The sequence below is a fragment of the Stenotrophomonas sp. AR029 genome, assembly GCF_047520695.2.
Classification (GTDB): domain Bacteria; phylum Pseudomonadota; class Gammaproteobacteria; order Xanthomonadales; family Xanthomonadaceae; genus Stenotrophomonas; species Stenotrophomonas sepilia.
Genome location: NZ_JAXBQQ020000002.1, coordinates 964720 through 980331, shown reverse-complemented (window position 1 = coordinate 980331; position 15612 = coordinate 964720). Strand labels below are relative to the sequence as shown.

At 64.7% G+C, this 15612-nt stretch carries 11 protein-coding genes and 10 tRNA genes; 20 read left to right on the top strand and 1 reads right to left on the bottom strand.

Going from position 1 to position 15612, the window contains the following annotated elements:
• Positions 1–303: 303 nt before the first annotated feature.
• From ACM0PB_RS11135 to ACM0PB_RS11125, 3 genes are all read left to right on the top strand, one after another.
• Entirely contained in the window at positions 304–1308 is a 1005-nt protein-coding gene (locus ACM0PB_RS11135) for an isocitrate dehydrogenase (protein WP_033835461.1), read from the top strand.
• Between the two features lie 249 nt (positions 1309–1557).
• Positions 1558–2301 carry a cysteine hydrolase family protein gene (locus tag ACM0PB_RS11130; RefSeq protein ID WP_065179771.1) on the top strand — a complete coding sequence of 248 codons (744 nt, stop codon included), beginning with the start codon at positions 1558–1560 and terminating at the stop codon, positions 2299–2301.
• 53 nt (positions 2302–2354) lie between these two features.
• Entirely contained in the window at positions 2355–3263 is a 909-nt protein-coding gene (locus ACM0PB_RS11125) for a LysR family transcriptional regulator (RefSeq protein WP_414604910.1), read from the top strand.
• 78 nt (positions 3264–3341) lie between these two features.
• Here ACM0PB_RS11125 and ACM0PB_RS11120 read toward each other — a convergent pair whose 3' ends face one another.
• A complete protein-coding gene (locus tag ACM0PB_RS11120; RefSeq protein ID WP_005415466.1) occupies positions 3342–4100 on the bottom strand; it encodes a Bax inhibitor-1/YccA family protein in 759 nt (252 codons plus the stop codon).
• Between the two features lie 180 nt (positions 4101–4280).
• Between ACM0PB_RS11120 and ACM0PB_RS11115 the strand changes: the two genes are divergently transcribed.
• The 17 genes from ACM0PB_RS11115 (at position 4281) to ACM0PB_RS11035 (ending at position 15521) form a co-directional block, all read left to right on the top strand.
• Positions 4281–4357, top strand: a tRNA-Pro gene (locus ACM0PB_RS11115).
• 39 nt (positions 4358–4396) lie between these two features.
• Positions 4397–4473, top strand: a tRNA-Arg gene (locus tag ACM0PB_RS11110).
• A 172-nt stretch (positions 4474–4645) separates the two neighbouring features.
• Positions 4646–4722 (top strand) — tRNA-His (locus ACM0PB_RS11105).
• Positions 4723–4801: 79 nt separating this feature from the next.
• Positions 4802–4877 (top strand) — tRNA-Lys (locus ACM0PB_RS11100).
• Positions 4878–5075: 198 nt separating this feature from the next.
• Positions 5076–5151: transfer RNA gene (locus tag ACM0PB_RS11095), tRNA-Lys, on the top strand.
• Between the two features lie 417 nt (positions 5152–5568).
• Entirely contained in the window at positions 5569–5937 is a 369-nt protein-coding gene (locus tag ACM0PB_RS11090) for a hypothetical protein (RefSeq protein WP_053500976.1), read from the top strand.
• 136 nt (positions 5938–6073) lie between these two features.
• A tRNA-Leu gene (locus ACM0PB_RS11085) sits at positions 6074–6158 on the top strand.
• Positions 6159–6347: 189 nt separating this feature from the next.
• The gene (tig, locus tag ACM0PB_RS11080; protein ID WP_005415468.1) at positions 6348–7643 is read left to right on the top strand and encodes a trigger factor; all 1296 of its coding nucleotides are present in this window, start codon (positions 6348–6350) and stop codon (positions 7641–7643) included.
• Between the two features lie 76 nt (positions 7644–7719).
• On the top strand, positions 7720–8346 hold the full coding sequence (gene clpP, locus ACM0PB_RS11075) for an ATP-dependent Clp endopeptidase proteolytic subunit ClpP (RefSeq protein ID WP_004146318.1): 627 nt from the start codon (positions 7720–7722) through the stop codon (positions 8344–8346).
• 126 nt (positions 8347–8472) lie between these two features.
• Positions 8473–9762 carry an ATP-dependent Clp protease ATP-binding subunit ClpX gene (gene clpX / locus ACM0PB_RS11070; protein WP_004154600.1) on the top strand — a complete coding sequence of 430 codons (1290 nt, stop codon included), beginning with the start codon at positions 8473–8475 and terminating at the stop codon, positions 9760–9762.
• 143 nt (positions 9763–9905) lie between these two features.
• Complete coding sequence (lon, locus tag ACM0PB_RS11065; protein ID WP_005415470.1) at positions 9906–12356, top strand: endopeptidase La; 2451 nt, start codon at positions 9906–9908, stop codon at positions 12354–12356.
• Positions 12357–12576: 220 nt separating this feature from the next.
• Entirely contained in the window at positions 12577–12849 is a 273-nt protein-coding gene (hbs, locus tag ACM0PB_RS11060; RefSeq protein WP_005408270.1) for a non-specific DNA-binding protein Hbs, read from the top strand.
• 11 nt (positions 12850–12860) lie between these two features.
• Positions 12861–12935, top strand: a tRNA-Val gene (locus ACM0PB_RS11055).
• Positions 12936–12961: 26 nt separating this feature from the next.
• Positions 12962–13038, top strand: a tRNA-Asp gene (locus ACM0PB_RS11050).
• An 86-nt stretch (positions 13039–13124) separates the two neighbouring features.
• Positions 13125–13201: transfer RNA gene (locus ACM0PB_RS11045), tRNA-Asp, on the top strand.
• 106 nt (positions 13202–13307) lie between these two features.
• Positions 13308–13384, top strand: a tRNA-Asp gene (locus ACM0PB_RS11040).
• A gap of 181 nt (positions 13385–13565) precedes the next feature.
• Positions 13566–15521, top strand: coding sequence for a peptidyl-prolyl cis-trans isomerase (locus ACM0PB_RS11035; RefSeq protein WP_164093288.1), 1956 nt, complete (start codon positions 13566–13568; stop codon positions 15519–15521).
• Positions 15522–15612: the final 91 nt, after the last annotated feature.

Genomic DNA, 15612 nt, shown 5'->3' with positions numbered 1-15612 from the left:
GCCGGCAACCCCGGCCATGTCGGGTTCAGGGGATGCCGGCCAGCGGCCGGCACTACCGGGCCCGCGAGGGGGCCTGTCCCGCGATCCAACAGCCCAGGAGCCCCTTCTTGTTGAAGGGGCGCGCCGACAGGCGGGGGTAGAGGAGGGATGCGCGGGCAATTCTGCCTGAGCCGGGGACTGGGACCATGGTCTATTTGGGACCTCGGCCCCGGCTCAGGCATAATTGCCGGTGAAACTTCCTTTGCGCCGGCGTTTCCGGGCACGTCCGGACGGCGTTTTTCCCCCTGTTCGGAACATCGATCAATGACGCAGAAAATTACGGTCATCCGCGGCGACGGCATTGGCCCGGAAATCATGGACGCCACCCTGTTCGTGCTCGACCAGCTCAAGACTGGTCTGGAGTACGAAGACGCCGACGCCGGCCTGGTGGCCCTGGAAAAGCACGGCGACCTGATGCCGGCGGTGACCCTGGAATCGATCGCGCGCAACAAGGTCGCGCTGAAGAGCCCGCTGACCACCCCGGTCGGCGGTGGCTTCACCTCGATCAACGTCAGCCTGCGCCGCCACTTCGACCTGTACGCCAACGTGCGTCCGGCCCACACCTTCCCGAACACCAAGTCGCGTTTCGACAACGTCGACCTGATCACCGTCCGTGAGAACACCGAAGGTGCCTACCTGGCCGAAGGCCAGGAAGTGTCGGCCGATGGCGAGACCGCCTTCTCCGGCACCCGCATCACCCGCAAGGGCTCCGAGCGCATCGTGCGCTACGCCTTCGAGCTGGCCAAGAGCACCGGCCGCAAGAAGGTCACCGCCGTGCACAAGGCCAACATCATCAAGTCGACCTCGGGCCTGTTCCTGAATGTCGCCCGTGAAGTCGCCGCGCAGTACCCGGACATCGAGTTCCAGGAAATGATCGTCGACAACTGCTGCATGCAGCTGGTGATGCGTCCGGAACAGTTCGATGTGATCGTCACCACCAACCTGTTCGGCGACATCATCTCCGACCTGTGCGCCGGCCTGGTCGGCGGCCTGGGCCTGGCTCCGGGTGCCAACATCGGCAAGGACGCGGCGATCTTCGAAGCCGTGCACGGCACCGCGCCGGACATCGCCGGCCAGGGCAAGGCCAATCCGTGTGCGCTGCTGCTGGCGGCCGCGCAGATGCTGGACCACATCGGCCAGCCGGAGAATGCCGAGCGCCTGCGCAAGGCCATCGTGGCGACCATGGAAGCCAAGGACTCGCTGACCGGCGACCTGGGTGGCACCGGTACCACCATGAGCTTTGCCCAGGCCATCGCCAGCCGCCTGTAAGCGGCCGGCCGACCTCGGTTGGATCCACAGCGGGGCGCCTTCGGGCGCCCCGTTGCGTTGTGGGCTGGCTCGGTAGATCCACGCCATGCGTGGATGACGGGGCCCCTACGGTCCGCAGCCACCCATGGGGTGCCTCTACAGGGGATTTTCTGTGCGTATATCGCACAGATCATGTGCCGCTGGGCGGCTGGTTCGTGCGTAATGTGATCGGCATCCTGTGCCCACTTCCCAATGCACCGGAGCTTGAACATGAACCTCACCGCCTTCGGCCTGGCCAGCCTGATCGGCATGACCGCCACCCTCCCGCTTGCTGCTGCCGAGCCGGCCCATCCCACCATCCGCCATATGGCGGGTGCGCCGGTCGCGACCTCGCTGGATGCGGCGAAGACTGCCGTGCTGGTGATCGACTTCCAGAACGAGTACTTCGATGCCAAGGCTGTACCGGGCTTTGCGGGTGGCCGCATGGTCATTCCCGATGGCGAGGCCGCACTGCGCCAGGCCAGGCGGGTAGTCGAATTCGCCGATGCCCACGGCATCCGCGTGATCCATGTCCAGCACGTGCTGCCAGCCGGCGCACCCCTGTTCGCGCAGGGCAGCGTCAATGCCGCCTTCCATCGCGACCTGCAGCCGCGCCAGGGCGAGACCGTGGTGCAGAAGGACAATGTCAGCGTGTTCGCCGGCGCGTCCGCCGCGGTGCTCGACCCGATGCTGAAGAACGCCGGCATCGACACCCTGATCGTCACCGGCCTGCAGACCCACGCCTGCGTGGCCGGTGCTGCGCGCGACGCGGCAGCGGCTCCGCGCGGCTACCGGGTGATCGTCTCGTCCGATGCCAGCGCCAGCCGCGATCTGGATCTGGCCGGCGGCCGTCGCATCGGCCATCGCGCGCTGCATGAGGCCTCGCTGGCGCAGATCGAAGACGCCTTCGGCGATGTCATGAGCACCGACGCGATCCTCGCGCTGCCGGTACGCAAGGCCGGTGACGGCGCTTGATAAGCTGGCGGGGCCCGCATGCCGTGGGCCCCGCCACGTGGAGCTGCCCGCCGATGGATCACTTCGCCGCCCTGCGTGCGCTGCGCGCCATCGTTGACGCGGGCAGTTTCACTGCGGCCGCCGAGCGCCTGGGGACCACCCACTCGGCGATGTCGCGGCAACTGCGGCAGCTGGAAGAGCACCTGCAGGTACGCCTGCTCGATCGCAACAGCCGTCGGCTGTCATTGACCGAGGCCGGGCGCGATTACTACCGCGAGGCGGCAACGCTGCTGGACCGCCTGCAGGAGGCGGATGATCGTGCTCGCGCCGGGCAGGCGCAGCCCAGCGGCAGCGTGCGGATCAGCGTGCCGCAGGTGGTGGCCAGCCAGGAGCTGCCCCACTGGCTGCCCTCGTTCCTGCAGCGTTACCCGCAGGTCACGCTGGACCTGTCGGCGGATGATCAGGTGGTGGATGTGGTCGGTGGTGGTTTCGACCTGGCGCTGCGCATTGCAGCTTCATTGCCGGACAGCCAACTCGTTGCGCGCGAGCTGGCCAGCTGCCCGCGCATCCTGGTCGCCGCACCGGTCTACCTGGCGCGCCATGGCCTGCCACGGCACGCTGTGGATCTGGAGCAGCACACGCTGCTGGGTTTCAGTCCCACGCCGTCAATGCCGCCCTGGCGGTTGCTGGGACCGCGCGGCGCCAGCGTGAGCGTTGAAGCCGGGCAGAGCCTGCGCGTGGATGCCACGCCCGCGCTGTACGCCGCCGCGCTGGCCGGAATGGGCATCAGCCTGTTCACCGCGCTGACCGTGCAGGAGGATCTGCGCGCCGGTCGTCTGATCCGCGTGCTGCCGGCCTGGCATGCCGGCCAGCGGCGCTACTTCGCGTTGTACCCGCATGCACGTGCGCTCGCGCCCAAGGTGCGAGCGCTGGTCGAACACCTTGCGGCGCACTACGCTGCACAGGCTGGCGTGGCTGGCTAGCCGGGAAATGCAGCCACGCGTTACAAAGAGAAAAGGGCGCCCCGAAGGCGCCCTTTGTCGTTCATGGCTCTGCCTGGTTCAGCGCTGCTGGATCTTCGACAGCAGGCGCAGGAACTCCACATACAGCCAGACCAGGGTCACCATCAGGCCGAATGCGCCATACCACTCCATGTACTTGGGCGCGCGCTGGGCCACGCCGGTCTCGATGAAATCGAAGTCCAGCACCAGGTTCAGCGCGGCCACGACCACCACGAAGAGGCTGAAGGCAATGCCCAGCCAGCTGGAGTCGTGGATCACCGGCACGTTGATGTTGAAGAAGCCCAGCACGAACGAGGCCAGGTAGAGCAGGGCGATGCCGCCGGTGGCGGCCACCACGCCCATCTTGAAGTTCTCGGTGGCCTTGATCAGGCCGCTGCGGTATGCGAACAGCAGGGCGGCCAGGGTGCCGAAGGTCAGCAGCACCGCCTGGAACACGATGCCCGGATACTTCATGTTGAACAGGGCCGACACGGCGCCCAGGAACAGGCCTTCGACCAGTGCGTACATCGGCGCGGTGACCGGCGACCATTCCTTCTTGAAGATGGTGATCAATGCCAGCACCAGGCCGCCGATCGCGCCACCGATGGCGTACAGGCTCGCGCTGCCGGAAATCTGGCCGTACTCGTCGACCGCCTGGCTCCAGGCGAACGCCGCGGTCAGCACGGTCAACAGCAGCAGGATGCCGGTCTTGTTGGCGGTGCCGTTGAGGGTCATGGCCTGGTCGGGGCTGGTCACTACCGAGCCACTGGCGAGGTCGAGGAAAGTCGACTCGGAAAGAGCCGGGTTGCCGCTGCGCATGCGTGTTCTCCGTGCGAATGAAGGTCGGGACGGCCATCCGGCCGATGGGCGTCAGCATAGCCGATGACTGCTTTCGGCGTTGTGGCAGGCCCGGGATCTGTGCATCCTTCGTTGACAGTTCCCAACGCGCTTGGCGACAATGACCAACTCCCCGGGCCCAACCCGAGGGGATTGCAAGACCGGGGTATAGCGCAGTCTGGTAGCGCGCCTGCTTTGGGAGCAGGATGTCGGGGGTTCGAATCCCTCTACCCCGACCAATCCCACGCCACGTCGGATTGGACACCGTTCCGGTTCGGGCGCCCGTAGCTCAACTGGATAGAGCACCGGCCTTCTAAGCCGGCGGTTACAGGTTCGATTCCTGTCGGGCGCGCCATTGGCGAGCACCGGGATCGCATCGACGGATGTGAAGAAGTGCTTGCAAAAGCGCAAGGACTCCACCAGAATATCGGACTCGCTTCGGCGGACCGCAGCTTCGGTGACAGTCCCCAGGCAATGTTCAAGGTTCCAGCGTCAGTGATATCGGCGATGGAGCGAAAGTTTCAGTGGTGGCTGTAGCTCAGTTGGTTAGAGTACCGGATTGTGATTCCGGTGGTCGGGGGTTCGAATCCCCTCAGCCACCCCACTGATTCAACCGCATCGGCGCAGCCGAAACGGTATTGCAATAAACAGAAGGCACGCTACAATGTGCGTCTGAGTTTCACGGGCCGTTAGCTCAGTTGGTAGAGCAGTTGACTCTTAATCAATAGGTCCAAGGTTCGAATCCTTGACGGCCCACCAAGACAGAAGCCACCTGGTACGCCAGGTGGCTTTTTTCTTATAGGTGTGACTCCCATCGTTCCGATGGATCACGCGTTGCAGAACCCGTTTGGCGTGGATCTGCAGCAGGAGCGGGCCCCGCAGTGCTGGTTTCAACCGCGTTGAAAAAAGTGCTTGCACCCACCGAGCGGATCGGGTCATAATTCGCGCCCCGATTTCGGGCTGTTAGCTCAGTTGGTAGAGCAGTTGACTCTTAATCAATAGGTCCAAGGTTCGAATCCTTGACAGCCCACCAGACAAAAGCCACTTGGTCCGCCAAGTGGCTTTTTTCTTGCCTGTTCGCTGAGGGGCATCTGCAGATGCCAGCGGTGCTGGCTGGAGTGGAGCCCCCTTGAGTCAAGGGGGCACGGCGAAGCCGCGGGGATGTGGCGGCTGATGAAGTGGGGCCCGCGCTTTGCCGCGCAAAGCGTGGGGCTGCGGCGCGAATGCGCGGCAGCTTCCCACTTGGTCCGCCAAGTGGCTTTTTTCTTGCCTGTTCGCTGGGGGGCATTTCATCCGCGCATGGCGTGGATCGACTGAAGCAATGCTGAAATCAGGGTCATACGCGTCATCAGTGTTATCAATGCTGTGCGCTGCATCTCACCGCATCGCATCCTGCATCGCACCCAATGGATCTTCCGCGCCGACGGCGCATGCACGAAGGACGATGTTGATGGCTCATATCAATCGATTGCACCGCACGCTGTGGGTTTCCTTCGCGTTGCTGGCACTGGCGGCCTGCGCGCCCGCCGACGATCCCGCGCAGACCGTCGAACGCGATGCTGGCACTGAAAGTGCTCCTGCACGCCCGGTCGGTGAGGCCATGCAGATGCAGCCGGCTCAGCCGGCAGAGCGGGAGGCCCTGCCCGATGCGGTGGACGTGCAGCGCAATGCGGATGGTTCGGTGGATGTGCGCAAGGCCACGCCGGAGTCGGCGGCCCTGCGGCGCACCGGCGACGGGGGCGTGGAGATCCGCGAGGTGGATCCTGCAGCCGGGCAGGGTGCCGATACGGCGTCGGCCAAGGCCAGGCCGCAGCAGTGAACCCCGCCACCCCGGATGAGCTTGCGCTCGCCGGGGTGGTTCAACGCGCGGGCTGCGCACAATTGCCATGTTCAGTTTTGTGCAGGCCTTCCGCTTCCCGTCATCGCCTGCGACAATGAACACCTGCGCCGGCCACGCGAAAGTGGCGGAATTGGTAGACGCCCTGGATTTAGGTTCCAGTGCCGCAAGGCGTGGGGGTTCGAGTCCCCCCTTTCGCACCAGTGCCGGCCTGTCCCCGCCCTGATCGGGCCATCTGCGCCCCCTTGACCGGCACGCGCTGGCAGTGCAGGCCGAATTGGGCGAAACTAAAGGGCTGCGGCAAGCAGGCGCGTCCCAGACGTCGCGTCCTTACAACCGTTTCATTCCAATCATCGAGCCGGGGGCCTGGGCCACCGGTGGCAGGAGTCAACATGCAAGCTTCGATCGAATCCACCGGCAACCTGGAACGCCGCCTGAGCTTCTCGCTGCCGGAAGAGCGTCTGCAGAGCCACATCGTCGGCCGCCTCGGCGAAATCGCCCGTACCACCCGCATCAAGGGCTTCCGTCCGGGCAAGGTGCCGGCCAAGGTGATCGAGCAGCGCTTCGGCGCGCAGGTCCGTGGCGAGGCGCTGGACGGCCTGCTGCGCGAAACCTTCGATGCAGCCGTGCGCGAGCACGACCTGCGCATCGTCGGCAGCCCGCGCATCGACAAGGGCGACGAGGGTGAGTTCTCCTTCGTCGCCACCGTGGAAGTGGTGCCGGACTTCGGCGACATCGACGTCAGCAAGCTGACCGTCGTGCGCCATACCGCCGAGATCACCGACGCCGACATCGACCAGATGATCGAGAACCTGCAGAACCAGCGCCGTACCTGGGCCCCGGTCAGCCGTGGCGCGCAGGACGGTGACCTGGTCGCGGTGGAAACCTGGTCGCAGGCCGGCGAAGAGCGCCTGCCGGCCGAGGGCACCGAGAAGGGTTCGATCGTGCTCGGCCAGGGCATGATGTTCGACACCATCGAGAAGGGCCTGGTCGGCCTGGCCAAGGGCGAAGAGAAGACCCTGGACGTCGAGTTCCCGGCTGACTGGCGCGTGCCGGTGCTGGCCGGCAAGACCGTGCAGGTCACCGTCAAGGTCACCGAGGTCTCCGAGCCGGTCGTGCCGGCGGTCGACGAAGCCTTCATCAAGAGCTTCGGCGTGAAGGGCGGCGATGTGGAGCAGTTCCGCAGCGACATCCGCGCCAACCTGGAGCGCGAGCTGAAGGGTGCGTTGATGAACCGCCTGCGCCGCGAAGTGGGCGAGCAGCTGATCGCGGCCTACTCCTCGGTCGAAATGCCGCCGCGCCTGGTCGAAAACGAAGCCCGCGCCATGCTGGCCCAGCAGGTCGAGCAGCTGCGCCGCAACGGCCAGAACGTCGGCGAGATCCCGGCCGATGCCCACGAAGGCTTCAAGGACGCTGCCGCCAAGCGCGTGCTGGTCGGCCTGCTGGTCGGTGAAGTGGCCCGCATCAACGACCTGCGCCTGGAAGCCAAGCGCCTGAATGAAACGATGCGTCTGATCGCTTCGACCTACGAAGAGCCGGAGCAGGTCATTGAGATGTACCGCAACGACCCCCAGTTGATGTCTGGCCTGCAGAACCGTGTGATGGAAGAGCAGGTGATCGACTGGATCGCCGAGCGTGCCCAGCACACCGAAGAGAAGCTGTCGTTCCAGGACGCGATCCGCCAGTAAGCCCGGGCGGATCACCGGATGCCCCGCGCCTTTGCCGGCGCGGGGTTGTTGCCCCCCAAGATAGGTACCTCACGTAATGGACAACCGAACCAAAGCCCTGAACCTGGTTCCGATGGTGGTCGAGCAGACCAGCCGCGGCGAGCGTGCCTACGACATCTATTCGCGCCTGTTGAAGGAGCGCCTGATCTTCCTCGTGGGTCCGATCGACGATCACATGGCCAACGTGGTGGTGGCGCAGCTGCTGTTCCTTGAATCGGAAAACCCGGAAAAGGACATCAACATCTACATCAACTCGCCGGGTGGCGTGGTCACCGCCGGCATGGCGATCTACGACACCATGCAGTACATCAAGCCGAATGTGAGCACCACCTGCATCGGCCAGGCCGCCTCGATGGGCGCCCTGCTGCTGGCCGCGGGCGAAGCCGGCAAGCGCTATGCGCTGCCGAACTCGCGCGTGATGATCCATCAGCCGCTGGGTGGCTACCAGGGCCAGGCCACCGACATCGACATCCACGCGCGCGAGATCCTGACCCTGCGTTCGCGCCTGAACGAGGTGCTGGCCAAGCACACCGGCCAGTCGCTGGAGACGATCGCCCGTGATACCGAGCGCGACAACTTCAAGAGCGCCTTCGAGGCGCAGGCCTACGGTCTGGTCGATCAGGTCCTGGAGCGTCGTCCGGATGAGTCGATCCAGGCCGGCTGACCGGCCTTCACGGGGCCAGGGAGGCCTCGTTCCTGCAGGGTCGGGTGGGACTGGTGTCCCCTCGGCCCTGTGCTATTCTCGAATCGAACCCCCGTTCAGCGGGGGGGGTAACTGGGTAAGCGAAGCATGAGCGAAGACCGCCAAGGTCGTTCCACGGACACCGGCAAGATCCTCTACTGCTCTTTCTGCGGCAAGAGCCAGCATGAAGTGCGCAAGCTGATTGCGGGTCCGAGCGTGTTCATCTGCGATGAGTGCGTGGAGCTGTGCAACGACATCATCCGTGAGGAACTTGAGGAAAAGGCGCAGTCGGCGCGCAGTTCGCTGCCCAAGCCGCGCGAGATCCTCGAGGTCCTCGACCAGTACGTGATCGGCCAGAACCGTGCCAAGCGCACGCTGGCAGTGGCCGTGTACAACCACTACAAGCGCATCGAGAGCCGGCAGAAGAACGACGACGTCGAACTGGCGAAGTCGAACATCCTGCTGGTCGGCCCGACCGGTTCGGGCAAGACGCTGCTGGCCGAGACCCTGGCCCGCCTGCTCAACGTGCCGTTCACCATGGCCGACGCCACCACGCTGACCGAAGCCGGTTACGTGGGCGAGGACGTGGAGAACATCATCCAGAAGCTGCTGCAGAAGTGCGACTACGACGTCGAGAAGGCGCAGCAGGGCATCGTCTACATCGATGAAATCGACAAGATCTCGCGCAAGAGCGAGAACCCGTCGATCACCCGCGACGTGTCCGGCGAAGGCGTGCAGCAGGCCCTGCTGAAGCTGATCGAAGGCACCGTGGCCAGCGTTCCGCCGCAGGGCGGCCGCAAGCACCCGCAGCAGGAATTCCTGCAGGTGGACACCAAGAACATCCTGTTCATCTGCGGCGGCGCGTTTGCCGGGCTGGACAAGGTGATCCAGGCGCGTTCCACCGACGTCGGCAGCATCGGCTTCGGCGCCAAGGTGAAGAGCAGCGAGCGCAAGCAGGAAGTGGGCAAGGTGCTGGCGGAAGTCGAGCCGGAAGACCTGATCAAGTTCGGCCTGATTCCCGAGTTCGTCGGCCGCCTGCCGGTGGTCGCGACCCTGGAGGAGCTGGACGAGCCGGCCCTGATCAAGATCCTGACCGAGCCGAAGAACGCCATCACCAAGCAGTTCAAGAAGCTGTTCGAGATGGAGAACGTCGAGCTGGAGTTCCGTCCGGACGCTTTGTCGGCCATCGCCAGGAAGGCGCTCAAGCGCAAGACCGGCGCCCGTGGCCTGCGCACCATCGTCGAATCGGTCCTGCTGGACACCATGTATGACCTGCCGTCGCAGGAGAACGTCAGCAAGGTGGTCGTGGACGAATCGGTGATCGAGCACAAGTCCGAGCCGTACCTGATCTACCAGACCCCGGCGGCCCCTGAACAGAAGGCCGCAGGCGCCGAGTGATCCTTCCAGGTTGTTGATTGGAAAGGATTTTCAAGGAATGCCTTGCATCTGAAAGCCGATGGCCCCATAACGGGGCCATCGGCTTTTTTTGTCTCCGGAAGATGCCCTCCCGGAGGCGGTTTTCCCCCTTCCCTGGAGCCCCCATGGCCCGTTCCCCAAGTGAAACCCTCGACCTGCCGGTCCTGCCGCTGCGCGACGTAGTGGTGTTCCCGCACATGGTCATCCCGCTGTTCGTCGGCCGTGACAAGTCCATGCACGCGCTCGAACAGGCAATGGAGGCGGACAAGCGCATCCTGCTGCTGGCGCAGAAGTCGGCCGAGACCGACGACCCGCATGCGGCCGACCTCTACCAGGTTGGCACGCTGGCGCAGGTGCTGCAGCTGCTGAAGCTGCCCGACGGCACCATCAAGGTGCTGGTTGAAGGCCTGTCGCGCGTGCAGGTCACCCACGTCGACGAGCGCGACGGCTCGCTGCATGGCCAGGCCGTGGAGATCGACGCCACCGACGAGCGCGAGGCGCGCGAGGTCGAGGCGATTGCCCGCTCGCTGATGTCGCTGTTCGAGCAGTACGTGAAGACCAACCGCAAGCTGCCGCCGGAGCTGCTGCAGACGCTGTCGGGCATCGATGAGCCGGCGCGCCTGGCCGACACCATCGCTGCGCACATCAGCGTGCGCCTGGCCGACAAGCAGCGCCTGCTGGAAACGCTGGCCGTCGGTGACCGCCTGGAGATGCTGGTCGGCCTGGTCGACGGCGAGATCGACGTGCAGCAGATGGAGAAGCGCATCCGCGGCCGCGTGAAGTCGCAGATGGAGAAGAGCCAGCGCGAGTACTACCTCAACGAACAGATGAAGGCCATCCAGAAGGAACTGGGTGACCTGGACGACGCGCCGGGCGAGCTGGAAGAACTGGCCCGCAAGATTGCCGAGGCCGGCATGCCGAAGGCGGTTGAAGCCAAGGCGCGCAATGAACTGAACAAGCTCAAGCAGATGTCGCCGATGTCGGCCGAAGCCGCCGTCGTGCGCAACTACCTGGAGTGGCTGCTGGGCGTGCCGTGGAAGAAGCGCAGCAAGGTGCGCAAGGACCTGAAGGTCGCGCAGGATACGCTCGATGCCGACCACTACGGCCTGGAGAAGGTCAAGGAGCGCATTCTTGAATACCTGGCGGTGCAGTCGCGCGTGAAGCAGATGAAGGGCCCGATCCTGTGCCTGGTCGGGCCGCCGGGCGTGGGCAAGACCTCGCTGGGCCAGTCCATTGCCAAGGCCACCAACCGCAAGTTCGTGCGCATGTCGCTGGGCGGCGTTCGCGACGAGGCCGAAATCCGTGGCCACCGCCGTACCTACGTCGGTTCCATGCCGGGCCGCATCGTGCAGAACCTCAACAAGGTCGGCAGCAAGAACCCGCTGTTCGTGCTCGACGAGATCGACAAGATGTCGATGGACTTCCGTGGCGATCCGTCTTCGGCGCTGCTGGAAGTGCTCGATCCGGAGCAGAACAACGCATTCAACGACCACTACCTGGAAGTGGACCTGGACCTGTCCGAAGTGATGTTCGTGGCGACCTCGAACTCGCTCAACATTCCCGGCCCGCTGCTGGACCGCATGGAAGTGATCCGCATCCCCGGCTACACCGAGGACGAGAAGCTCAACATCGCGACCCGCTACCTGGTGCCGAAGCAGGTCAAGGCCAACGGCCTGCAGCCGGAAGAGCTGGAGATCGGCAGTGATGCCATCCAGGACATCGTGCGCTACTACACGCGTGAATCGGGCGTGCGCAACCTGGAACGCGAGATCGCCAAGATCTGCCGCAAGGTGGTGAAGGAGATCGCGCTGGCTGGCCCGCAGCCGGCAGCGAAGGCGAAGAAGGGCGCGAAGAAGAAGGCGCTGGTGAGCGTGTCCAGCAAGAACCTGGACAAGTACCTGGGCGTGCGTCGCTTCGACTTCGGCCGTGCCGAGGAAGAGAATGAAATCGGCCTGGTCACCGGCCTGGCCTGGACCGAAGTCGGTGGCGACCTGCTGCAGATCGAATCGACCCTGGTGCCGGGCAAGGGCCAGCTGATCCTGACCGGCCAGCTCGGCAACGTGATGAAGGAATCGGCGTCGGCGGCGCTGTCGGTGGTGCGTTCGCGCGCGGTCGGCTTCGGCATCGACAGCGACTTCCTGCAGAAGCACGACGTACACCTGCACGTGCCCGATGGCGCCACGCCGAAGGATGGCCCGAGTGCCGGCGCGGCGATGGTCACCTCGCTGGTGTCGATGCTGACCAGGGTGCCGGTGCGCGCCGATGTGGCGATGACCGGCGAGATCACCCTGCGTGGTCGCGTCACTGCCATCGGTGGCCTGAAGGAGAAGCTGCTGGCTGCACTGCGTGGCGGCATCCGCACGGTCATCATCCCGGAAGAGAACCGCAAGGACCTGGCCGACATCCCGGCCAACGTCACCCGCGATCTGAAGATCGTGCCGGTGAAGTACATCGAAGAAGTCCTGGACCTGGCGCTGGAGCGTCCGTTGGCACCGAAGAAGGCGCGCAAGAGTGCGCAGCGTGTCACGGTGCGCAGCAAGGCCAAACCGAGTGGAAACGCGCGCGTCAAGCATTGACGCGCGCTGTCCAATGGCCCGAAACCCGCGTCGTTGCTGGCTTTCCAGCTTGCGTGGGGGTAGGGCCACTGGTATAAAAGCAGCACTCGCGAATGAGTGGTCGCAGTCTGGTGATCGCTGGAATTCGGCGAACCGTTTCCACATGGCGGCCGCATGCAGATGGCGTGCGGTTGCTTCCCTGTCGAATAAGCGGAACCCACCGCCAAAGGAGTTGTAGAGAATGAACAAGACCGAATTGATCGATGCCGTTGCTGAAGCTGCCGACCTGACCAAGGCAGAGTCCAGCCGCGCTGTCGATGCCGTCGTTGCTGCCATCACCAAGGCGCTGAAGGACGGCGATGCGGTCACCCTGGTTGGCTTCGGTACCTTCCAGGTCCGCGACCGTGCTGCCCGCACCGGCCGCAACCCGAAGACCGGCGACACCATCAAGATCGCTGCTTCGAAGAATCCGTCGTTCAAGGCTGGCAAGGCCCTGAAGGATGCTGTAAACTAAGCGGCTCGCTGGGGTGCTTAGCTCAGCGGTAGAGCGTCTCCTTTACACGGAGAGGGTCGGGGGTTCGAAACCCTCAGCACCCACCACAGCACCGCGGTAAAAGTTTGAGTGTGGAGCGGTAGTTCAGCTGGTTAGAATGCTGGCCTGTCACGCCGGAGGTCGCGGGTTCGAGTCCCGTCCGCTCCGCCAGTACATCGAGGCCCCCGGTTCAAGGCTGGGGGCCTTGTCTTCTCACCGAGAGGTTCGGGAGGAAGGCGAAAAGTCTTTGCAAGAACGGAGCGGTAGTTCAGCTGGTTAGAATGCTGGCCTGTCACGCCGGAGGTCGCGGGTTCGAGTCCCGTCCGCTCCGCCATTGCAGACTTCTTAAGTCCCTGTGAAAAAACTTTGAAAAAAGTGTTCATCGGGCTGGGTTTCCAGCGAGTCTTCGGATATACTGGGCACCTGCAAAGTTCAAGCGCGGAGCGGTAGTTCAGCTGGTTAGAATGCTGGCCTGTCACGCCGGAGGTCGCGGGTTCGAGTCCCGTCCGCTCCGCCAACTCTAAAAGCCCTCGGCGCAAGCCGGGGGCTTTTTCTTTGCGCCAGGATGGAGTTGGCCGATGCACTGATGGTGCGTGCCTGCGCAAGTGGGCGCAGGCCGCGTCGGTGCTGCTTTTGGTCCCTGCGGCGAAGCGGGTTACACTGCCGGGCTCGCCAATCAGGCCTTGTGATTCCTCACCATGCTGCAGAAACTCCGCGACAAGACCTCAGGCTGGATCGTCACCGTGATCCTGGGGCTGCTGATGATTCCGTTCCTGTTCGTGATCGACAACAGCTACCTCGGTGGCGTTGGCGCACAGAACGTGGCCAAGGTTTCCGCGCCGCCCACCTGGTGGCGTTCGGCGCCGTCGTGGTGGCCGGTGCGCATGCTGTGGCAGCACCATGAGATCAGCTCGCAGGATTTCCGCACGCGTTTCGAGCAGGAGCGCATGCGTGAGCGCCAGCAGCAGGGCGACAACTTCGACCCGCGCGCGTTCGAGAGCACCGAGAACAAGATGGCCGTGCTCGATCAGCTGATCGACGAACAGGTCGTGCGCCTGGTCGGTGAACAGGCGGGCGTGGTGATCGGCGACGGCGCTGTGCGCGAATACATCGCGACCATGCCGGCGTTCCTCGATTCGAACGGCAAGTTCAACGAGAACAACTACCGGCTGGCATTGGCCGGTGGCAATCCGCCGCGTACCCCGACCCAGTTCCAGGAACTGGTGCGTGAGAGCCTGCAGCAGTCGGTGATCCCATCGGGCCTGCAGAGCTCCGGCTTCGTCACCCAGGCCGAGACCGAGCGCCTGTTGAAGCTGCTGGGCGAAACCCGCGACGTCGAGCTGGCCGCGTTGCCGCCCGTACCGGCCGATACCGCGCCGGTCACCGATGATCAGATCAAGCAGTGGTACGACAGCCACGGCAAGGATTTCCGCCAGGCCGAGAGCGTGTCGCTGGAGTACGTCGAGATCAACGGTGCGAACCTGCCGGCACCGGTCCCGGCCGATGAAGCGACCCTGCGCAAGCGCTATGAAGAGGAAAAGGCAAAGTTCACCTCGCCGGAGCAGCGCCAGGCCTCGCACATCCTGATCACCGGTGACGGCGCCGAAGCCAAGGCGAACAGGATCGCTGCCGAAGCCAAGGCGGCCGGTGCCGACTTCGCTGCGCTGGCCAAGGCCAATTCGGAAGATCCGGGCTCCAAGGACCAGGGCGGTGAGCTGGGTTGGGTCGAGCGCGGTGCGATGGTCAAGCCGTTCGAGGACGCGCTGTTTGCGGCCAAGGCCGGTGACGTGATCGGCCCGGTCAAGACCGAGTTCGGTTACCACATCATCAAGGTGGCCGCTGTGCGCGGTGGCCAGGGCAAGTCGTTCGAGGAAGTGCGTGACACGCTGGCTGCCGAGCAGCTGAAGGCCGACGGCGAGCGCGGCTTCAACGAACTGGCCGGTCGCCTGGTCGATGCCATCAACAAGAGCCCGAGCGACCTGGCGGCCGCCGCCAAGGAAGTGAACCTGCCGCTGCAGACCCTGGGCCCGATCACCCGCGCGACCGCCAGCGGCATCGCCGCTGACCCGGCCGTGCTGCGTGCCGCCTTCTCCGACGTGCTGGTGCAGGACGGTACCGCCAGTGACCCGATCGCCCTGGGCGGCGCGACCAACCACAGCGTGGTCATCCGTGTGGCTGCACACACCCCGGAACAGGCCCTGCCGCTGGACAAGGCCCGTGACCAGGTGATCGCTGCGATCCGTGCTGATCGCCAGCGCCAGGCCAGCGACAAGGCGGCCGATGCCATCCTGGCCAAGCTGAAGGCGGGCGCCACCCTGCAGTCGCTGGCCGCCAGCGAGAAGCTGCAGCTGAGCCCGATGCCGGGCCTGCCGCGCAGCCAGCCGGTGCCGACCCCGGAAATCAACCGCGCGATCTTCAGTGCGCCGGTGCCGGCTGAAGGCAAGCCGAGCTATGGCAAGGTCGACGTCAATGGCCACGCGCTGCTGTTCGCGGTGAACAAGGTCAATCCGGGCGACATCAAGGAAGTGACTGCAGAGCAGCAGAAGCAGCTGAAGGAACAGCTGAGCCAGATCGACGGCATGGCCGCAGCCAAGGCCTACATCGAAGCGATGCGCAAGAAGTTCATGATCCAGACCACCGAAGCGAACCTGTAAGCCTCGCGGCGGCACCCATGAGAGAGGCCCGGCAATGCCGGGCCTTTTTTGTGCCTGCCGATGCGTAGCGTCGAGCCATGCTCGACTGCGC

Coding starts and splice junctions, on each gene's coding strand:
- ACM0PB_RS11125 (WP_414604910.1), top strand. CDS start 2,355: ATGGATCACTTCGCCGCCCTGCGTGCGCTGCGCGCCATCGTTGACGCG.
- clpP (WP_004146318.1), top strand. CDS start 7,720: ATGGACAACCGAACCAAAGCCCTGAACCTGGTTCCGATGGTGGTCGAG.
- ACM0PB_RS11035 (WP_164093288.1), top strand. CDS start 13,566: ATGCTGCAGAAACTCCGCGACAAGACCTCAGGCTGGATCGTCACCGTG.
- hbs (WP_005408270.1), top strand. CDS start 12,577: ATGAACAAGACCGAATTGATCGATGCCGTTGCTGAAGCTGCCGACCTG.
- tig (WP_005415468.1), top strand. CDS start 6,348: ATGCAAGCTTCGATCGAATCCACCGGCAACCTGGAACGCCGCCTGAGC.
- ACM0PB_RS11130 (WP_065179771.1), top strand. CDS start 1,558: ATGAACCTCACCGCCTTCGGCCTGGCCAGCCTGATCGGCATGACCGCC.
- ACM0PB_RS11090 (WP_053500976.1), top strand. CDS start 5,569: ATGGCTCATATCAATCGATTGCACCGCACGCTGTGGGTTTCCTTCGCG.
- lon (WP_005415470.1), top strand. CDS start 9,906: ATGGCCCGTTCCCCAAGTGAAACCCTCGACCTGCCGGTCCTGCCGCTG.
- ACM0PB_RS11120 (WP_005415466.1), bottom strand. CDS start 4,100: ATGCGCAGCGGCAACCCGGCTCTTTCCGAGTCGACTTTCCTCGACCTC.
- ACM0PB_RS11135 (WP_033835461.1), top strand. CDS start 304: ATGACGCAGAAAATTACGGTCATCCGCGGCGACGGCATTGGCCCGGAA.
- clpX (WP_004154600.1), top strand. CDS start 8,473: ATGAGCGAAGACCGCCAAGGTCGTTCCACGGACACCGGCAAGATCCTC.